This is a genomic window from Limosilactobacillus alvi, assembly GCF_016900115.1.
GTDB lineage: Bacteria > Bacillota > Bacilli > Lactobacillales > Lactobacillaceae > Limosilactobacillus > Limosilactobacillus alvi.
Window position 1 is genome coordinate 1 of sequence record NZ_JACJJQ010000041.1, and the last position, 17,862, is coordinate 17,862.

15 protein-coding genes are annotated in these 17,862 nt (G+C 42.9%); 6 read left to right on the plus strand and 9 right to left on the minus strand.

Annotated features, from left to right (window positions below; all coding sequences use genetic code 11):
• Positions 1-425: 425 nt before the first annotated feature.
• The 7 genes from H5993_RS07750 to H5993_RS07780 form a co-directional block, all read right to left on the minus strand.
• Positions 426-1,340 carry a prenyltransferase gene (locus H5993_RS07750; protein WP_180871976.1) on the minus strand — a complete coding sequence of 305 codons (915 nt, stop codon included), beginning with the start codon at positions 1,338-1,340 and terminating at the stop codon, positions 426-428.
• A gap of 137 nt (positions 1,341-1,477) precedes the next feature.
• Positions 1,478-2,389: a DMT family transporter gene (locus H5993_RS07755; protein WP_204776913.1), complete on the minus strand. Its 912-nt coding sequence runs from the start codon at positions 2,387-2,389 to the stop codon at positions 1,478-1,480.
• A 115-nt stretch (positions 2,390-2,504) separates the two neighbouring features.
• The gene (locus tag H5993_RS07760; protein WP_180871974.1) at positions 2,505-3,524 is read right to left on the minus strand and encodes a DUF1002 domain-containing protein; all 1,020 of its coding nucleotides are present in this window, start codon (positions 3,522-3,524) and stop codon (positions 2,505-2,507) included.
• A gap of 79 nt (positions 3,525-3,603) precedes the next feature.
• On the minus strand, positions 3,604-4,326 hold the full coding sequence (locus H5993_RS07765; RefSeq protein WP_204776914.1) for a DnaD domain-containing protein: 723 nt from the start codon (positions 4,324-4,326) through the stop codon (positions 3,604-3,606).
• Between the two features lie 156 nt (positions 4,327-4,482).
• A complete protein-coding gene (gene asnS / locus H5993_RS07770) occupies positions 4,483-5,781 on the minus strand; it encodes an asparagine--tRNA ligase (RefSeq protein WP_204776915.1) in 1,299 nt (432 codons plus the stop codon).
• A 21-nt stretch (positions 5,782-5,802) separates the two neighbouring features.
• A complete protein-coding gene (locus H5993_RS07775; RefSeq protein ID WP_204776916.1) occupies positions 5,803-6,321 on the minus strand; it encodes a cell wall elongation regulator TseB-like domain-containing protein in 519 nt (172 codons plus the stop codon).
• Between the two features lie 70 nt (positions 6,322-6,391).
• Positions 6,392-9,268, minus strand: coding sequence for a helicase C-terminal domain-containing protein (locus H5993_RS07780; protein WP_428980935.1), 2,877 nt, complete (start codon positions 9,266-9,268; stop codon positions 6,392-6,394).
• Positions 9,269-9,382: 114 nt separating this feature from the next.
• Between H5993_RS07780 and mvk the strand changes: the two genes are divergently transcribed.
• Genes mvk through fni form a run of 4 tightly spaced genes read left to right on the plus strand, consistent with a single transcriptional unit; the run spans position 9,383 to position 13,453 of the window.
• Positions 9,383-10,309 carry a mevalonate kinase gene (mvk, locus tag H5993_RS07785; RefSeq protein WP_239458051.1) on the plus strand — a complete coding sequence of 309 codons (927 nt, stop codon included), beginning with the start codon at positions 9,383-9,385 and terminating at the stop codon, positions 10,307-10,309.
• Complete coding sequence (mvaD, locus tag H5993_RS07790) at positions 10,310-11,278, plus strand: diphosphomevalonate decarboxylase (RefSeq protein WP_204776918.1); 969 nt, start codon at positions 10,310-10,312, stop codon at positions 11,276-11,278.
• Between the two features lie 19 nt (positions 11,279-11,297).
• The gene (locus H5993_RS07795; RefSeq protein WP_204776919.1) at positions 11,298-12,404 is read left to right on the plus strand and encodes a phosphomevalonate kinase; all 1,107 of its coding nucleotides are present in this window, start codon (positions 11,298-11,300) and stop codon (positions 12,402-12,404) included.
• A gap of 5 nt (positions 12,405-12,409) precedes the next feature.
• Positions 12,410-13,453: a type 2 isopentenyl-diphosphate Delta-isomerase gene (fni, locus tag H5993_RS07800; protein ID WP_204776920.1), complete on the plus strand. Its 1,044-nt coding sequence runs from the start codon at positions 12,410-12,412 to the stop codon at positions 13,451-13,453.
• Positions 13,454-13,687: 234 nt separating this feature from the next.
• Here fni and H5993_RS07805 read toward each other — a convergent pair whose 3' ends face one another.
• Positions 13,688-15,052 carry an RsmF rRNA methyltransferase first C-terminal domain-containing protein gene (locus tag H5993_RS07805; RefSeq protein ID WP_204776921.1) on the minus strand — a complete coding sequence of 455 codons (1,365 nt, stop codon included), beginning with the start codon at positions 15,050-15,052 and terminating at the stop codon, positions 13,688-13,690.
• Between the two features lie 118 nt (positions 15,053-15,170).
• On the opposite strand from H5993_RS07805, the gene H5993_RS07810 reads away from it, so the two are divergent.
• The gene (locus H5993_RS07810) at positions 15,171-15,995 is read left to right on the plus strand and encodes a Cof-type HAD-IIB family hydrolase (protein WP_204776922.1); all 825 of its coding nucleotides are present in this window, start codon (positions 15,171-15,173) and stop codon (positions 15,993-15,995) included.
• 60 nt (positions 15,996-16,055) lie between these two features.
• Here H5993_RS07810 and H5993_RS07815 read toward each other — a convergent pair whose 3' ends face one another.
• On the minus strand, positions 16,056-16,568 hold the full coding sequence (locus tag H5993_RS07815) for a nitroreductase family protein (RefSeq protein WP_180871964.1): 513 nt from the start codon (positions 16,566-16,568) through the stop codon (positions 16,056-16,058).
• A gap of 121 nt (positions 16,569-16,689) precedes the next feature.
• Here H5993_RS07815 and H5993_RS07820 point away from each other — a divergent pair, with 121 nt between their 5' ends.
• Positions 16,690-17,616 (plus strand): L-lactate dehydrogenase, encoded by a 927-nt coding sequence (locus H5993_RS07820; protein WP_204776923.1) that lies wholly within the window; start codon positions 16,690-16,692, stop codon positions 17,614-17,616.
• Positions 17,617-17,862: the final 246 nt, after the last annotated feature.

The following is a 17,862-nucleotide window of genomic DNA, read 5'->3' on the forward strand; positions in this document are numbered from 1 at the left end:
TTGACCGCGGAAAAATTCCGTGCTCAAGCCGCATAAATAATTTTTCTGTTTGAACTGTATACTTGACAGGCAATAGTACCCAAGGCAAAAATTATAGTCCGGATTTTAATGTTAGAGGGGCAAAAATTAATAGTTAATTCCCACCCTCTCTTTGTCATCTCCGAATGTTACTCAGTAACTAAGGTCAAAGCAGTAGCTGAATGGCAGTTGCTTCCCTAACGGTCGCACCAACCTATTCAGCCTTGCATGGGCTCACAAACGCCAAACCAGTTGGCTGGTTCGCTCCAAAGCACGGCCTTAGTGGATAAGTGCGAACGAAAGGCCGATTCTAATGAATCAACCTTCGTTCGCACTTATCCCAACCAGGCCGTCAATGAGCTTTTCCCCATCCTCTTTTTAATTTCTATTGAATTAATCGCATCACTTTAAAATACCCAATTAAGTAACAATCCCAAAGCAAAAGTTACCACTTGAACTAGAGAACCAAGGAGAAGAATCCGAATAGCCGTTGGAAAAGTTTCCTTTTTGACTTGGCGAGCCTTTAAAATCCGGGTCTGTTTAATTACGAACGGAATTAACAACAGGGTTAATAAAGTAGTCCACGGAGTAAAACCGAGGAAAACCGCTAGGATAATTGCTAAAAAGGCGATGACATTCTTAATTGCAAACGCCTGGAGAGCCACCTTTTTCCCAATAAAGTGGACAATCGTAATCCGTTGGTTATCCTCATCTTCTTGGGCATCGCATATATTGTTTGCCAACAACAAATTGGAAATCCAGAGTTCATCTGGTAAAGCAACTAAGAAAATCACTAATAAACTAAAAGGATCCCAAGTAAAATGTTGGTAGGCATTAATATAAACGCTAATCAAGGTAATCATGAAGCCCATGGTAAAACCAGAGAAGAACTCCCCAACCGGTAGACCAGATAAGGGATATGGGCCCGAAGAATAGGCAATTCCAACCGCAAAACAAAAGATTCCCATCCATAAAAGTGGTAGTCCAACTTTCGTAACTAAAAAAATTCCTAATAAGGCTGCGATTGTTACAAAAGATACCAACATCCAGAAGACGAGTTTGGGTGAAAGCCCTTCTCGTCCAATAATATTGGTATTTTGTTTATAATCTTCAGTATCAACTGCGTGGGTATAATCATGATAATTATCAAGCATGTCAACTGACATATTAAAAAGTAACATTGCCACAAAGAAAACTGCCATCAAGCCCCAATTGACACTATTAAAATAAAAAACACTTAAACATAGGCCCAATAAGCACGGTAAAATACTTGCCGTCTTAGCCTTAATTTCAACTAACTCTAAAAAAACTTTTAAAGACAATCTTATCCCTCATTTCCATCAACCATCTTACACGAAATTGGTAATGAAAAAAAGGGTGAAAGCTACTTTAAAAACCGTCAATTAAGTGGTTACTTGAAACGAGCACGACCAAATTGACGGTTTTTTATTAGCCTGATTTATTCCAAATTGACCCCTTTTCGGCGGCCATTCTGAAGAATGTAGATAGCTAAAAGCACTAACCCAATCCCAATCACTTCAAAGAAGGTGATCTTTAAGTGGAAAAAAATAACACTTAAGATCGTTGTCATAATTGGTTGCAAGGCATCCATAATACTTACCACATCTGCAGGTGCCATCCGGCTAGCGTAGAGCAACATCCCAAATGGGAAGATCGTCCCAAAGAAAATGACGGTTGTAACGGATGAAACTAAAGTAGTTGTCAAAGGTGGTACTCCCACCCAGAAGGGATGCATTAGGTTAAAGGCAATTCCGGCAATCATCGTTCCCCAACCAAGTACAACCAGCGGTGGATTGTCCTCAGCAGCTACTTTGGGTAAGACAACATAAAAAGCAGCGGTAACCCCAGAGCCAAGCCCCCAAAGCAAAGACACCAACGGCACTGCCAAGTGGGTTAAATCCCCCCGCGTAATACAAAGAAGAACCCCAAATAAAGCAATAATAAAAGCAATAATGTCACTTCTGAGTGGCCGATGGCGATAAAAAACAACTCCACCTAAAACAATAAAGAGTGGTGATAAGTATTGTAAAATTGTCGCCGTCGACGCATTCCCAGTTTGAATCGAGTAATAGAAGGTTAATAAGTTAGCTGCAAGTCCAAATAAACCATAAGTAACGACTGAAAGGCAGGCTCGTTTGGTCTTAAAAACATTAAAAATCTTTCCCCGGTAAATGACAGCACTTAGGAGTAATAAGAAGACTCCTGTGACCGTTGTCCGAGTTGAGAACATCCACGGACCAGGAACAGCAAGGTTTTGAGAAATCAGTTGTAAAACCGTTCCCGAAATCCCCCAACTAAATGAGGCTAACCCAGCCCAGGTCATCCCCTTCAAAACATTGTTATTGTTCATTTTTTCCCTCCGAATTCAGCAATATATCGATTTTATCATTTTTAACTTTTTTTATGCCAATCATTTACATCAAAAAAGGCTTAGAAAAGTTTTCTAAGCCTTTTTCTTTATAATCTTAATTTTGTTGGAAGAATCCCTTTATCCAATTAACCAATCGTTGAAACCAATTGGTCGCTTGACTTGCTGCTTGCTTACCAGAATCACTGTTCAACCAATTCTTCGCCTTATTCATCAAATCCCCAGTCGAATTCTTTACGTTATTAATCGTATTGGAAACATTTGAAACGTAAGTCTTTGAAGATGAAATTGGTGAATTTTGGAAGTTTACCAAAGCGTCAGCAATTTGGCTTTGTTGGTTAGTACTGGTTTGGTCCGCTACTCCCCGTTTTTGCAGAGCTTGTTTTAGGATCACTTGGATTTGTACTTTAGTGAGATTTTTACCATTCTGTTTTTCTTGGGCCACTTGCTTGGAAGTATCCCCAACAGCTGCCATCAACTTTCCAGCGTAACCACTATCGTTACTATTAGCGTCGATCGCACTTTGAGTTGCCGTTAACACTGAGTTGGCCGCACTTGTGTTTTGGGTGTTTAACTGATGTCCATCAGCGGCAAAGGCCTTATAAACTCCCGTTAAAGCAGATTCACCAGAAACCGCCCGATTGGCCGTTACCGTGATGGTAATATCGGTAACCCCAGCCATTTGTGCAACCATAGCGTATTGCTGAGCTGTGACCTTAGTAATATTACTCTCTCCATTATACTTCTTGATATTCACTTTAACCCCAGAGCCAGGATCTGTAGGCGTGATTGCTACTGATGAAATCATCGAAGCATCACTGGTTGTACTCCCATTTCCGATGTAAGTGGCATAATCCTGCCCCGTCGCCGTCAATTTCGTAAAGGATGAATCAACATCCATCACATCATTTAAGTTGGCATAGGCACTTTCTGAAGCACCAGATCCATAGACGACATAGGACTTAGACAACGTTGATGTTTGTTGTCCCTGATTCGCGGTTGTATCCGCATGGGCGACTATCACTGGTTGATCAAAAGCCGCACTCGTCATTACGGCCGGGGTTGCTAAAGCCGTTGCCACCATTAATGAAACGGCTAACTTTTGTTTCTTATTCATAAACAAAAAATCCTCCACTAATAAGTTCTAATCATATTATATCTAAAAGTCAAATATTAATCGTTCCTAGAATTGAACTTTACTGATTCTTACCTTTTGGCTGATCGGCTAACTTAAAAATTGGAATATGCGGCGTTGGCAGTTGATCCATTGCTTTTTGATTAACTGAACTCCCGGACCGTTGCTCCGCATAGTTCTTTAAATCTGCCTCGACTGCTTGGGCAGTCGTTAATTTCCGTCGTCGCCAGTTCAATAAGATCCGATCCATATACTTGAAATTATATTTACCATTTAAAACCGTTTCCCGTAAGGCAAGTTCAATAATTGCGGGATCATAGTGATCTTCATTAAGCCAGTCATTCACTAACCCAATTTCCATCGGACTTAAAAGGCGTCCAAAACCGCTTTCTAATTTTTTAAAAAGTTCTTCTTTGGTCACCTTTTCTTGAGCTATTTGAGAAGCTTGGTCCTTCATCAAAAAAGTGGCAATTTTATTTTCTAAGGGTGAAAAGTCATAAACTTCTGCTTCTTGGCCACTTTCATTTTTTTGTAAAGTCTGACGTAAAAATTGGTGATTGGCAAGTTCATGGATCAATCCATAGACTTGATCCGTTTTTGTTCCTAAGTAACCCGCAATTTGTTTAATATTTGGGACTTGTCCCCGATCCAAAAAACTCTTTAATTCGAGGTAAACCATAAATTCTCCGGTACTCATCCCCAAGTCATGGTAATGATGTAACAAGACATTGCTAATGGTTGTCTGGCCGAGTACTAAATATTTGGAAAGAATATTTTCTGCCATATTTCCTCCTTAAACCCAAATCACGGGTAACTCAATGTAAGTAAGAAAGCCACCAACTTCAGTAAGAAGTGATCACCTAAAACTGCCTAAATTAAGCGTTACTCTTCCTACTCAAATTGGTGGCCTATTAAATTTAATTTTAAATTAGCTTCTAAATTAAGGGTAAAGCCGGTTGAGCATCCGTGGGAATGGAATCGTCGTCCGTAAGTGGTCTTGTAAAGTGATCCAACTTAAGAACCGTTCCAAACCAAGACCAAAACCGGAGTGCGGAACTGACCCGTACTTCCGTAAGTCAAGGTACCAAGCATAATCCTTTGGGTCTAAACCGGCATCCTTAACAGCTTGGAGCAAAGTATCGTAATCCGTTTCCCGTTCGGACCCCCCAATAATTTCCCCATAACCTTCTGGGGCTAAGAGGTCGGCACAAATGTAAACATCATCCCGGGTTGGGTGATTCTTCATGTAGAACGGCTTGATTGACTTTGGATAGTTCAAAATGAAGACTGGCTTGGAGAAGTGATCAGCCAAGAAGGTTTCTTCTGGTGAACCAAAGTCATCGCCCCACTTCACGTCTAAGCCACCTTCTTGCAATAAATCAATGGCTTCATCATAACTAATCCGTGGGTAAGGCGTTTGGGTAAATGGCTTCAAGGTTTCAGGATCCCGACCAAGGACTTCAAGTTCATGGCTACAATCTTCAATCACTTTTTCAACTAAGTAGGCCACATATTCTTCTTGAACTTCCAAGCTTTCTTCTTGATGCATGAAGGCCATTTCCGGTTCGATCATCCAAAATTCAATTAGATGTCGCCGCGTCTTAGATTTTTCAGCCCGGAAAACTGGTCCAAAGGAGTACACCTTGTTCAGAGCTAAGGCCCCTGCTTCTTCATAAAGTTGACCAGACTGAGAAAGATAAGCATCTTGTTCAAAGTACTTAGTGTGGAAAAGATCAGTCGTTCCTTCAGGTGCATTCCCTGTCAAAATTGGTGGATCAATCTTAGTAAAGCCATGACTTCCGAAATATTCGTAGTTGGCTCGGATAACTCGATCCCGGATCTTCATCATTGCTTGGGGCTTACTCGACCGTAACCAAAGATGCCGGTTGTCCAATAAGAAATCGATTCCATGTTCCTTGTTTCCAATTGGATAATCTTCACTCTTATCGATTAATTCTATATCTTCGATTTGAATTTCGTATCCAAATTTGGAACGCTTGTCTTCATGAATTTCCCCAATTACCCAGAAACTGGCTTCTTGGTGCAATTCATGCTTTGCCATTTCAAAAATTTCGGGGGTAACCTTGTTTTTGAGCAAAACGCCTTGGAAAAAGGCTGTTCCATCCCGTAATTGCAAGAAAGCAATTTTCCCGCTGGAACGCTTATCGGTTAACCAAACCCCAATTTTTACTCGTTCGTTGACGTGCTTTGGCGCATCAATAATGTTAATTGTTTGCACTCGTGATTCCTCCAAATACTCTTATAGGTTGTTGATCCGTTGAACGTACTTGCCAGATGTAAAGTTTAACAGGTCATAACAAAGTGATCCATTCGCATTGCGGTAAGATACTTCCCAAACCACATGGTCATTAAAAACTCCCGGTGCCGCCCGTAAAACCTTTTTAACTTTGTTTTCAGACCGCACCTTAGCAATTGCCTCTTGTTTAGTCAAGCCATTTGACTGCTTAACTACCCGAAGCTTCCCCCCTTTTTGGGGAACAATTACTAAAACAGCTTGCCCTTGGCGATTTTCCCCACTCACAGTGTAATAGGTATGATCACGATTATAGGTATAGAAACCATTCGTGGTCTTTAGGCCAGCATACCTTTTCGCCAAACGGATCGCTTGGTGTTGAGCACTTCGCATTGGTTGGGTTGCTAAAGCAAATGTCCCCCAAGTAACTAAAATTACTACCAGAAGAAACATTAAAGTCCTAACGACCAGTTTTTTCCCAGAAATCCGACTTCTTTGACGTTGAACATCTCGCCGACTTTGCATAAAAGCCTTCCTTCCTAAACAATATCAGTAAAAGTTTATCATAGATTAGCCCCGCTTAGTAGGGATTAATTCATTTTTCATTGACTTTCCTTGCTTGCTGAGTTAAAAACGCCGCCGCCTTTTGGGTTAATTCACTTGTCATTAAGCTTTCCTTATTTAAGGATGGTGGTAAAGCATTTTGCATTGTCTTTCCATAACGTTTCGTCGTAATCCGCGGATCCAAAACAACAACCACTCCATTATCAGTTGGTGTCCGTAATAATCGACCTACGCCTTGACGAAGTCGAATTATCGCCTGTGGTAGCTCATAATGATAAAAGGGATTTTTCCCTGCCTGCTTTAACAATTCACAACGGGCCTGATTTTCAAAGCGGTTCGGTGCTTCGAATGGTAGACGCGTAATAATTAGCAGTTGTAGTTGGTTGGCTGGTAAATCGATTCCTTCCCAGAAACTGGCTGCCCCCAGAAGAACCGTATTTTGGCCGGTACTAAATTGTTTCAAAAGTTTATCCCGGTTACCGTTGATCCCTTGAGCTAATATATCCCGTTGATTGAATAGATCAGTTTGTCGTAACTTAGTGTAAACCCGCTCGATAGTCTGAAGAGAGTTAAAGAGAACAACCGTTTGACAATTAGTAGCTTCTGCTAAATTGGCAATGGTTTGTGATAAGTAAGTTATCACTGTTTCATCACTAGCTTCGGTTGGCGAAGGGGCATCTATTGCCATCAGAAATCGCGCCTGGTGTTCGTAGTCGAAAGCAACTGGCAGACGTTTAATCTTAACTTTTTCCCGTTCTAAATCCAATTGGTCAAAAATAAAAGCGGATTTATTGGATGTAAAAAGGGTTGCCCCAACAAATAGTTGGCGGTTGAAATGGGCATAGACCCGTTCCCTCAAGAAATGATTGACAGTTAAATTGCCACCAGTTAAAACCAAAGTTGACCGTTCACTCCTTGACCGCATTGTCAGCCAAAAAAGCGGAGTCTCATCTTTTTTTTCTAAGGTAGCTCGAATTGCTTGAAAACCAGCTTCAATTGTCATCAAATGACTTAACTGACTTGCAAATTGATTCATCAGATATCGATCGCTTCCTAACCATCGTTCAGCGTGATCATTAAAGAGGTGCTGAAGTGTAGTGAAATGTAATTTTAGGCTGGCTGTCGCTTGTTCAAAACTTTCCATTAGCGGATTACTAGAATCTAGCATGATTACCAGTTCACCATTTACTAAAACTTGTTCGATAAAGCCATCCAGATTGGGCTGTTGGTCTACCTTCGTTAAAAAGGCCAAGGTTAATTGCTCAATCAAGTCTTTTAAGGCTGATAAATCCTTACGGATCAGCTCTACGTGATAAGCACCAATTGGAAAAGCATTGAAGAGTTCTGCTAAATTGGCGTTACTGCTAGAATTTGTCAAAGCTTGCATTTGGTTGATTGCTATTCGAAGCTGATTAAAAGAAATCTGTTGACGACTCTCGCGTTGGGAGTTAATTGCTAAATTTTGGGCTTCATCAACCACCAAATAGGTTTCATTAGCCAAAGCACCTAATTCTGCCGCATGAGCCACTAAGTAGGCATGGTTTGTAATAACGACGTTGGCGTGGCGTAATTGACGTTGCCGACTAACTAGAAAATCATCCCGGTAAAAGGGATCGTCTGCCGATAAATTATTTAATCCAGTATGGCTAACTTCGCTCAAATACGGAATTTGTTGAGCGTTTAAGTTTAATTCTTCCAAGTCACCGGTCGTAGTTTGCAAAAGCCAGATTAGAATTTTCGCCTTCAAAAACTGACTGAGTTGAGAATCTTCGTTGACCATTAATGAATAGGCAAATTTACTAATACTAAGGTAATGAGAATTTCCCTTTACCGTAACCGCATTAATTTGCCCCGGAAGTAATTGTTTCAATTGGGCTATTCCTTGAGTAAGGAGCTGGCTTTGTAATAAATTAGTCGCTGTCGAAACAATAATTTTCCCATTTGGCACCGTCAAATAGGTAAGTGGCAAGAGGTAACCCAAAGTCTTTCCGACCCCCGTCCCCGCTTCAACCATTACTTGGCGGGCCTTATCCCGGGTAAAGAAGTTATAAATGGCGTTCATCATTTTAGCTTGGATTGGCCGATACACCAATTGATCCTGGTAAAGCCGAATCTTTTGCCGTTTCGTCATTGGATAAATCAACCGGGCATCCCCCTCACTGATTGTTAGCGGTCGCTTTTTATGCAAAACCAGACCGTGACTAACATACAAATCCTCTGACAAGGATTGCGGCTTAAGTTTGCGTTGCCGTAATTCCCGTTCAAATAATAATTTTGTTTGTTGCGGTAAGACCAATTCCATCTTTACCAATTTTTTCAAGGTTAAGGTTGGAAGCTGATGTAGTCGCGCTAGTAAATCCACTAATAACTGTGCAGTAGCTTCCGCATCCGAAATTGCACTATGTGGTTGATCATGCTCGATTTTTAATTTGGCACTTAAGTCCCGCAGGCGGTAACTTTTAGCATTTGGGTACAGGAGTTGACTTAAGGTCACCGTATCAATTGCCGGAATTTGCAAAGGTTTTTCCCCGGCAGCCATTAATTCCGCATTTAAAAAAGGAAAATCAAAGTTAACGTTGTGAGCCACAAACACTGTATCCGCAAGCATACTTGTTAACATCGGTGCCAAATCATCAAAGACTGGCGCACTCTCAACATCGTGACTACTAATTCCCGTCAACTGGGTGATTGATCGTGGAATAGGTTTAAGGGGGTTAACTTTCGTTTCAAAACGATTGATAATTTCTCCATCACAAATTAGGAGGCACCCGATTTGGATAATCCGATCCCCCTCCTTAACGTTTGTACCGGTGGTCTCTAAGTCTACCACCGAATAAATTTGACCGTGGTCGGCTTGTTTTTTTCTCATTTCAATTCGTTCTTTCTTCTTTTGATCTCCATCCATCATACTATGATCAATCAAAAATAACCACGATCCCTCATGACCATTTCTCATCTTTTGCTTTTTAATGGTAAAATGGAGGAAGTTATTTTAGAAAGTAGGTTACGGACTTTGAAAACAATGGGTTATGGTGAAAGTCACGCCAAGTTAATTTTGATCGGTGAGCATAGTGTGGTCTACGGGCAACCGGCAATTGCCCTTCCGCTTCCCGATATTAAAACCAAAGTTCAACTATCGCCTCAGCGCGGCTCTGCTCAGATTGAAAGCCGGTATTACACTGGTTTATTGGCCCAACTTCCAGCATCAATGAAGGGAATTCAAAAGTTAATTTCCGCTCTCCAAGTTCGTTTTAAGGATGATGGTCACTGGGCAATGACGGTGACCTCCCAAATTCCAGCCGAACGGGGGATGGGATCCTCTGCGGCAGCGGCAGTAGCAATTGTCCGCGCCTTTTTCGATTACTATGAGGTTCCCCTCGACCGGCAAGAATTACTTAAATGGGCGGATATTGAAGAAAAGGTTACCCACCGAAGTCCGAGTGGTTTGGACGCTGCAACGGTGAGTTCCGCCCAACCATTATGGTTTGTCCGGGGTCAGGCCGGGGTTACCTTACCCTTGGATTTGGACGCTTATGTTGTAATTGGGGATTCCGGTGTTCACGGCGCCACCAAAGAAGCAATTGCGGCAGTTAAAGCTGAACTAACCGCTCATCCAACAACAGCCCAGGCGGCGATTGATGATCTCGGTCGGTTAGCCGAAGATGCCAAGCATTTTCTTGCTTCCAACCAACCGCAAGCTTTAGGAACGGTTTTGGATAAAGCCCAAATCAATTTAGCCACCCTGAACGTCAGTGATCCAACTCTTGATCGTTTAATTGCCGAGGCTAAACGGGCCGGCGCCCTCGGGGCAAAATTAACGGGAGGTGGCCGGGGGGGGTGCTTCTTTGCCCTCGCTAAAGATCATCAAACTGCTAACCAACTTGTTACTAACTTACAAAATGCCGGGGCTACCCAAACTTGGCTACAACCATTAAAGGAGGAAGTTTAAATGAAAGCGACGGCACGTGCTCACACTAATATTGCGCTTGTCAAATATTGGGGAAAAAAAGATCTAAAACTCATGCTTCCCCAAACTGATAGTCTCTCCTTAACCCTCGATCGATTCTATACTACGACAAAGGTCGAATTTGATCCGACTCTTAAATCCGATCAAATTCAAATTGATGGTCAAATTGCCAAACCTAAAGTAGCTAAACGCGTTAGTGATTTCTTAACATTGGTCCGGGAACGCTATCAAGTAAGCGACTTTGCCCACGTAACTTCAATTAACAATGTCCCGATGGCCGCTGGTCTTGCTTCATCCGCTTCTGCTTTTGCAGCTTTAGCAGCCGCTGCAACCTGGGCAAGTGGTCATCATCCCACCCGGCAGGATCTTTCCCGCTTAGCCCGGATGGGATCGGGTTCAGCAACTCGATCAATCTTTGGTGGTTTGGTACAATGGCATGCCGGTGTTGATGATGCGACTTCTTTTGCTGAACCAATTGAAGAAAGCGTTGACTTCGGCCTTGAAATGATAGCAATTCTCATAGATACCCGGGAAAAGAAGGTTTCCAGTCGTGGGGGGATGCAACACGTGGTTGAAACCTCGCCTTATTATCCAGCCTGGCGAGAAGTAGTTAAGGCTGATATGGCGAAAATTAAAATGGCAATTGCCAAGCATGATGTCAATGAAATCGGGCACATTGCTCAAACCAATGCCTTACGGATGCACGCTTTAAACTTAGCCGCTGATCCTGGCTTTACTTACTTTAATTCCCAGACCCTGGCGGCCATGGCAACGATCGATAACTTGCATGAATGCGGGGTAAACTGTTATTATACGATGGATGCCGGTCCCAACGTGAAGGTAATCTACGACCAAGCGGACCGGGAAACGATCTTTAATACGTTAGCCGCCCAATTTGGGGCTGACCACTTGGCGGTCGCTAAACCAGGCCCCGGCGTTGAAGAACTATAGACGAGAGGAATGCCTAAATTTGATTACTGCAAAAGCACCAGGCAAACTTTACATTGCAGGCGAATATGCCGTCGTTGAAAACGGCTACCCAGCAATTCTGGTTGCCCTCAACCAATTTATTACTTGTACAATTAAAAATGCAAATGGTGAAACCGGGCAAATTATTAGCCAGCAATACCAAAACAATGCGGTGTCATGGCGCCGGCAAGGAGATGAACTAATTGTTGACCAACGCGACAATCCTTTTTCATATATCTTAGCGGCAATCAAGGTCACCGAAGAATATGCCAAAGCCTGCCATCAAGAGCTCAAGGTTTATGACCTGCAAATTGATAGTCAACTTGATAATCAAAGTGGCCGAAAGTACGGTTTGGGTTCCTCCGCTGCCGTAACCGTCGCTACTGTTCGCGCCCTTTGTGAGTTCTACCATCTAAAGGTCACTAAGGATCAAATCTTTAAATTAGCAGCCATCGCCCACTTTTCCGTCCAAGGCAATGGCTCCTTAGGGGATGTTGCTGCTTCTGTTTATGGCGGTTGGATTGCTTACCATTCTTTTGACCGCCAGTGGCTTGCTGAACAACGAAAAGTTTTGTCTTTACCTAAGCTATTAACTCTACCTTGGCCAAACTTAAAAATTGAACCCTTGAGTGTACCTACCAATTTAAAATTAGTGATTGGTTGGACAGGAAAACCCGCTTCAACTTCTCGCTTAGTTGATAAAATCGCAATCTTCAAAGCAGAACACCAAGTAAAATATCATCAGTTTCTAGAAAACAGCCGCCTCTGTATTAAAAAAATGGTTCAAGGTTTTCGGACTGGAGACTTGCGGATCATTCAAGACCAAATTCGCACTAACCGGATGTTACTGGCTGATTTAGCACGTCAATCAGGGGTAGATATTGAAACACCCCTTTTAAAGAAACTTTGTCAAGTAGCTGAACAATTTGGCGGTGCGGCCAAAGCTTCCGGGGCTGGGGGCGGTGACTGTGGTATTGTCGCCATTGATTCCCATGTCGATTTAAGCCATTTGATGATTGCTTGGCAAGTTGCAGGCATTGAACGATTACCATTAACTGTTCACTACATCGGTGACGTCCAACGTTACTCCCTAAAGCCAACGAGGTAAGTACCATGGAATCATTGCAAGCGCATCGTAAGGTTGAACACCTTTCATTAGCCGAAAAATTATACTCAGTAAGCCATCAAAGCCATCCTTTTGATAACGTTCGGTTAGTCCCAACAGGACTTCCTGAAACGATTGTTAAAGATGTTAACTTAACTACCAAGTTGGGACCCCTTTCACTAGCGGTCCCCTTTTATATCGAAGCGATGACTGGAGGAAGCCAGCAATCCACTAAGATCAACCGCACCTTAGCTCGACTAGCCGCTAAGCACCATCTTGCCATGGCAACCGGATCAATGAGCATTATTTTTAAAGATCCAGCTGCTGAGGCATCTTTTACCTGTTTACGGAAAGAAAATCCGCATGGGTTGATTTTTGCTAACCTTGGTGCGGGCGCTAACTTAAAGCAAGCCCAAGCGGCGGTCAAGTTAATTAATGCCGATGCTTTGGAAATCCATCTCAATGCCGCTCAAGAAACAGTCATGGCTGAAGGGGACCGAAAATTCAAGTGGCAAGCAAACCTCAAAGAAATCATCACTAACCTCGATGTTCCAGTAATCATTAAAGAAGTTGGTTTCGGAATGAGTGCCCAAACCATTGCGGATCTCGCCCAACTTGGAGCGCAAATTGTGAATGTCTCAGGTCGAGGTGGAACAAACTTTGCCATGATAGAAGACCGGCGAAACCATGAAGATGATTTTACTGACCTCTACGATTTTGGCTTAACGACACCGGAAAGTCTACTCGAAGCACAATTATTAACTAAACGGCCAACCATTATTGCCAGTGGTGGAATTACCAGCCCAATTGATGTCGTCAAAGCTTTAGCCATGCGAGCTTCAGCCGTTGGGGTGGCTGGCTACTTCTTACATGAATTAATCCAAAATCAAGAAGCCGGCCTTGATCGCGCCATTGATCATTGGGTACGTGAAATTAAACGGCTCTACGCCCTGCTTGGTTGTCAATCAACTGCTGATTGGCAACGAGTAAAAACTATTCTTTCGCCAGAATTAGTGGGCTATTTAGCACAACGAAAATTGCAAAGCAAATGATTGAAAAAAAGAGGTTGAGAAGAAAAACCACTAGCTTAAACGTTGGAATGTAGCCAAATAGTAGATGTTGCACCTATCTATTCGACCTTGCATGGACTTCACAGACGCCAAATAAGTCGGCGAGCTCTCTTCAACGTTCCTGAGCTAATGGTTAGTGTTTTTTCTCAGCCTCTTTATATTTTCAAATGTTATACAGAAACTCAAGCCAGTAAGGTTTTATCACTACCCTGTTAACTAATTCCGTAACCCCTTTGGGTAGAAGTTTTTAATTGTCCCATTAACGACCTTTCCCCAACCGATACTGTGACCTTGGCAGGTCAAAAGGGTCCACCCCTTTTCTTCAGAATGACCTGATAAAGTTTCACCATGAGTGTAGGAATGCCATTCGTCTTCGGTGATGGTAACAACCCTCGTGACCTCACTTGCATGCAAAGCTAAAGCCAGGGCATGGGCTGGTTCAAAGCGCTTCTTCTTTAGGGTTCCTAAGTGCAAACCAGGGCGTAAAACATTTAAATCAACCAAGCTACTCATGACGCTAGGAACGGCATAAACTTGGCTCCCAAACTTGACCATCCTTTTTACCTTTAGGTCAGGTACCATCGTATTTAACCAGTCATTTACTAAGTTTTTTTCATCTTTGCTGAGTCGAAAATTGCGATCCAATGATTGGCCTTTTTTAGCCTTTTTCTTTTTTTCAGGTTGGCTGGAACGTTGGTCAACTAACCTGGCGATAAAATGCCCCTCCCCTTTAAAGTGATGCGGGAAGAGCCGGCAAGCCTTCTTCAACTCTGGATTGCCATCCGCCCATTCTGGTCGGCCATCATCCATCCCTGCCGTTTTTTCAATTGGCGCTACAGCAAGGTCTGGATACTCCTTTAAAAGCCAAGCAATCATTTGCTCATCTTCTTCTGGGGCGAAGGTACAAGTTGAGTAGATTAAGGTTCCACCTGGCTTTAACATCACCATGGCTGAAGCTAAAATCTTGCGTTGACGATTTGCACATTCAGCTGGATAATCCGGATTCCAGTATTCTATCCCAGCTGGTTCTTTTCGGAACATCCCCTCTCCTGAACAAGGAGCATCAACTAAAATTCGATCAAAGAATTGGGGAAAATGCTTTTCTAACTGGTCGGGTGATTCATTGGTAACGACAACATTTTGCGCCCCCCACCGTTCCAGATTTTCAGCTAAGATGTTCGCCCGCTTCCGGAAGATTTCATTAGCGACTAACAGCCCTTGGTTCTGCATTTGCGCAGCCAGGTGGGTACTTTTTCCCCCAGGGGCCGCACACAGATCTAAGACCTTCTCCCCTGGTTGTGGTGCAACAACTTCTCCAACCGTCATTGCTGATGGTTCTTGGCTATAAACCCACCCGGTCACGTGGTCAAGGGAGTTGCCATTAACTTTCCCGTAGTACCCCGTCTTTACATGAGGCGCTTTTGCTGTCGCTTGCTCAAGGCTCGCTACTGGCAATCCTGGCTTCAAGGGGTTAATTCGGAAACCACTGTAACTTGCTTGGTCAAAGCTTGCCAAGAAAGCCGGAGCCTCCTCGCCAAGTAACTTTTGATATTTTTCAATAAAGGCCGTTGGTAGTTGCACAAAATTTCTTCCCTTCAATTTAATGTTCAGCTTCCATTCTACCGCCCCGGGATTACCTACGCAACGCTAAAGCAAAACATGATATAATAGTCAGAACTATTACGAAAGGACGGATGATATGCAACGGCACCTAATTGCCCTAGATTTAGATGGCACCACTTTAAATAGCAAGTCAAAGCTTGCCTCTGAGACGATTGCGACTCTCCACCAGCTTGAACGGGCAGGACACATAGTAGTAATTGTAACCGGGCGTCCCTACTTAATTTCAAAACACATTTATGACGCCTTACACCTAACCTCCCCGATGGTCAATTTCAATGGCGCCTTAACTCACATTCCCCACAAGCATTGGGCCGGAGAACAAATTCTTAATGTTTCCCGGGAGATGAGTTTAAACTTATTGGATGCTAAAGATCAACTGGGCTTAAAAACCTTAGTGGCTGAAGATAAACTTCACGTCTGGGCAGACCACCCAACTGATATGTTACCAGAATTTTTACCGGTAAAGTTACGGGATGACCAATATTTAAACGCCAAAAACCTGGCCACCGACCCAATCGCCTTAACAATCGAATTTACGCCCGAACAAAAAACGACAATTTTAGGCCAGATTGCTGAACGCTACGGCGACTTTGTTGAACCCCGGATTTGGGGTGGCCCTTATGACATCATGGAATTGATTCATCGCGGTGTTCATAAAGAAGACGGCCTCGATCACGTCGCCAAATTCTATCAAATCGACCGGCAAAATATCATTGCTTTTGGTGATGAACAAAACGATTACGAAATGATTGATTACGCTGGCCGTGGCGTTGCCATGAAAAATGCAATTCCACTAATTAAAGAAATTGCTGACGATGAAACCGAATACGACAATGACCACGCTGGGGTTGCCCGTTATCTGAAAGCATACTTTGCAAAAGACTTAGCAGATTTGAACTAAAAAAAGACTATCAATAAAATTTTTAACGGAATTTTATTGATAGTCTTTTTGCTTGCTAACTTACTTTTCTGGATCAATCGTTACCGTCCGCAGGCGGTTAGTGACAAAGTTCCGCGGCTTTAATTCATGGTCTGGGTGCCCGACTGCAACTGCCAAAACGGGATGGAAGTCACCTGGTAAGCCCAAACTATTTAGAGCGGCTTCGGACTCTTCGATACTTGCCTTAACCACCCCTAAAATGGTGCAAGTTGCAAGGCCGAGGTCTGTCGCTTTTAATTCGATATTTTCGGCAATCATTCCGGCACTCAAAAAGCCTGATTGCCCGGTTAAGGTTGTTGAAATCATAATAACCGTTGGTGCCCCATAGAAAGGGTGACCAGTGTCGTTAGCTTCTAAGATATCAATCGTGGCCGGGTCATTTACAACGGTGATTAAAAAGTCATTAAAACGGCCCCGAGCAACAGGCGCATACCCTGCAGCTTCGGTTAATTGTTCAACTTCTTCTGCCGTTAATGGCGTCTTTTTAAACTCTCGATTTGCCTGCCGTAACTTAATTGCATTCGTCAAGTTCATTCTGATTACCTCCAATCTGTTTATATTCTACCCCTTGTGAGCGGTTTCGGCTTGCCTTTTTAACAATTAAATGGTAAATTAAATTTCAATGAGAATAAATCTAATTTAAGGAGCTGAAATTATGTCAAGAAAAGTTGCCGTAATCGGGGATGGTCATGTCGGCCAAACAGTTGCTCATCATTTGGTTGTCAGTGGACTAGTTGATAAGTTGGTCCTCTTTGACCTCGATGAAGCAAAAGTCAAAGCTGACGTCATTGACTTCAAGGATGCGATGGCAAACCTCTCCCACCACGTTGAATTTGCTTACAATGACTACGCTGAACTAGCAGACACCGATATTATTGTCTCAGCCTTAGGAAATATCAAACTCCAAGATAATCCAAATAATGATCGGTTTGCCGAACTACCATTTACCAGTACCCAAGTAAAAGAAGTCGCAAAGAAGATCAAAGCTTCCGGCTTTCACGGTAAGATGGTGGTGATTACCAACCCAGTTGACGTGATCACGATGCTTTACCAAGAAGGGACTGGACTCCCTAAAGAACATGTGATTGGAACCGGTACCTTACTTGATTCAGCACGGATGAAGCATGCCGTTGCGAATTCACTTGAGATCGATCCGCGCTCGGTTGTTGGCTATAACCTTGGTGAACATGGGAACTCTCAATTCACTGCTTGGTCAACAGTCCGCGTTCTCGGCAAACCAATTACTGAACTAGCAGAAGAACAGGGCCTTAATCTTGATGAAATGGACAAGCAAGCCCGGGAAGGTGGCTTTACCGTCTTTTACGGCAAGAAGTATACGAGCTATGGGATTGCAACCGCCGCAGTCCGTTTAGTCGAAACGATCTTCAACGATGCCCACACTGAATTACCTGTTTCTAACTACGCTCCTGAATACGGGCTTTACCTCTCCTACCCAGCGATTGTTGGGGCTGATGGGATCTTAGAACGTTTGCAATTAGACCTTACTGAAGAAGAACTGCAAAAGCTCCAAGTTTCCGCTGATTACATTAAGACGAAGTTTGCGGAAAGTACGGAAGAATAAACGAACCATAATCACCTATTTGATGGTTGGTTATGATTAAATTGTCTGTTAATCCCGTTAGATTTTTGATATACTCATTCATGGAGACGGTCCTTTCTTTTTGAAGAGACGGGGGACAGCCGTCTTCTTTTTTTATACATAAAATCCCCTAAATCAAAAATTGGTAGGCACTATTGCCTGTCAAGTATACAGTTCAAACAGAAAAATTATTTATGCGGCTTGAGCACGGAATTTTTCCGCGGTCAA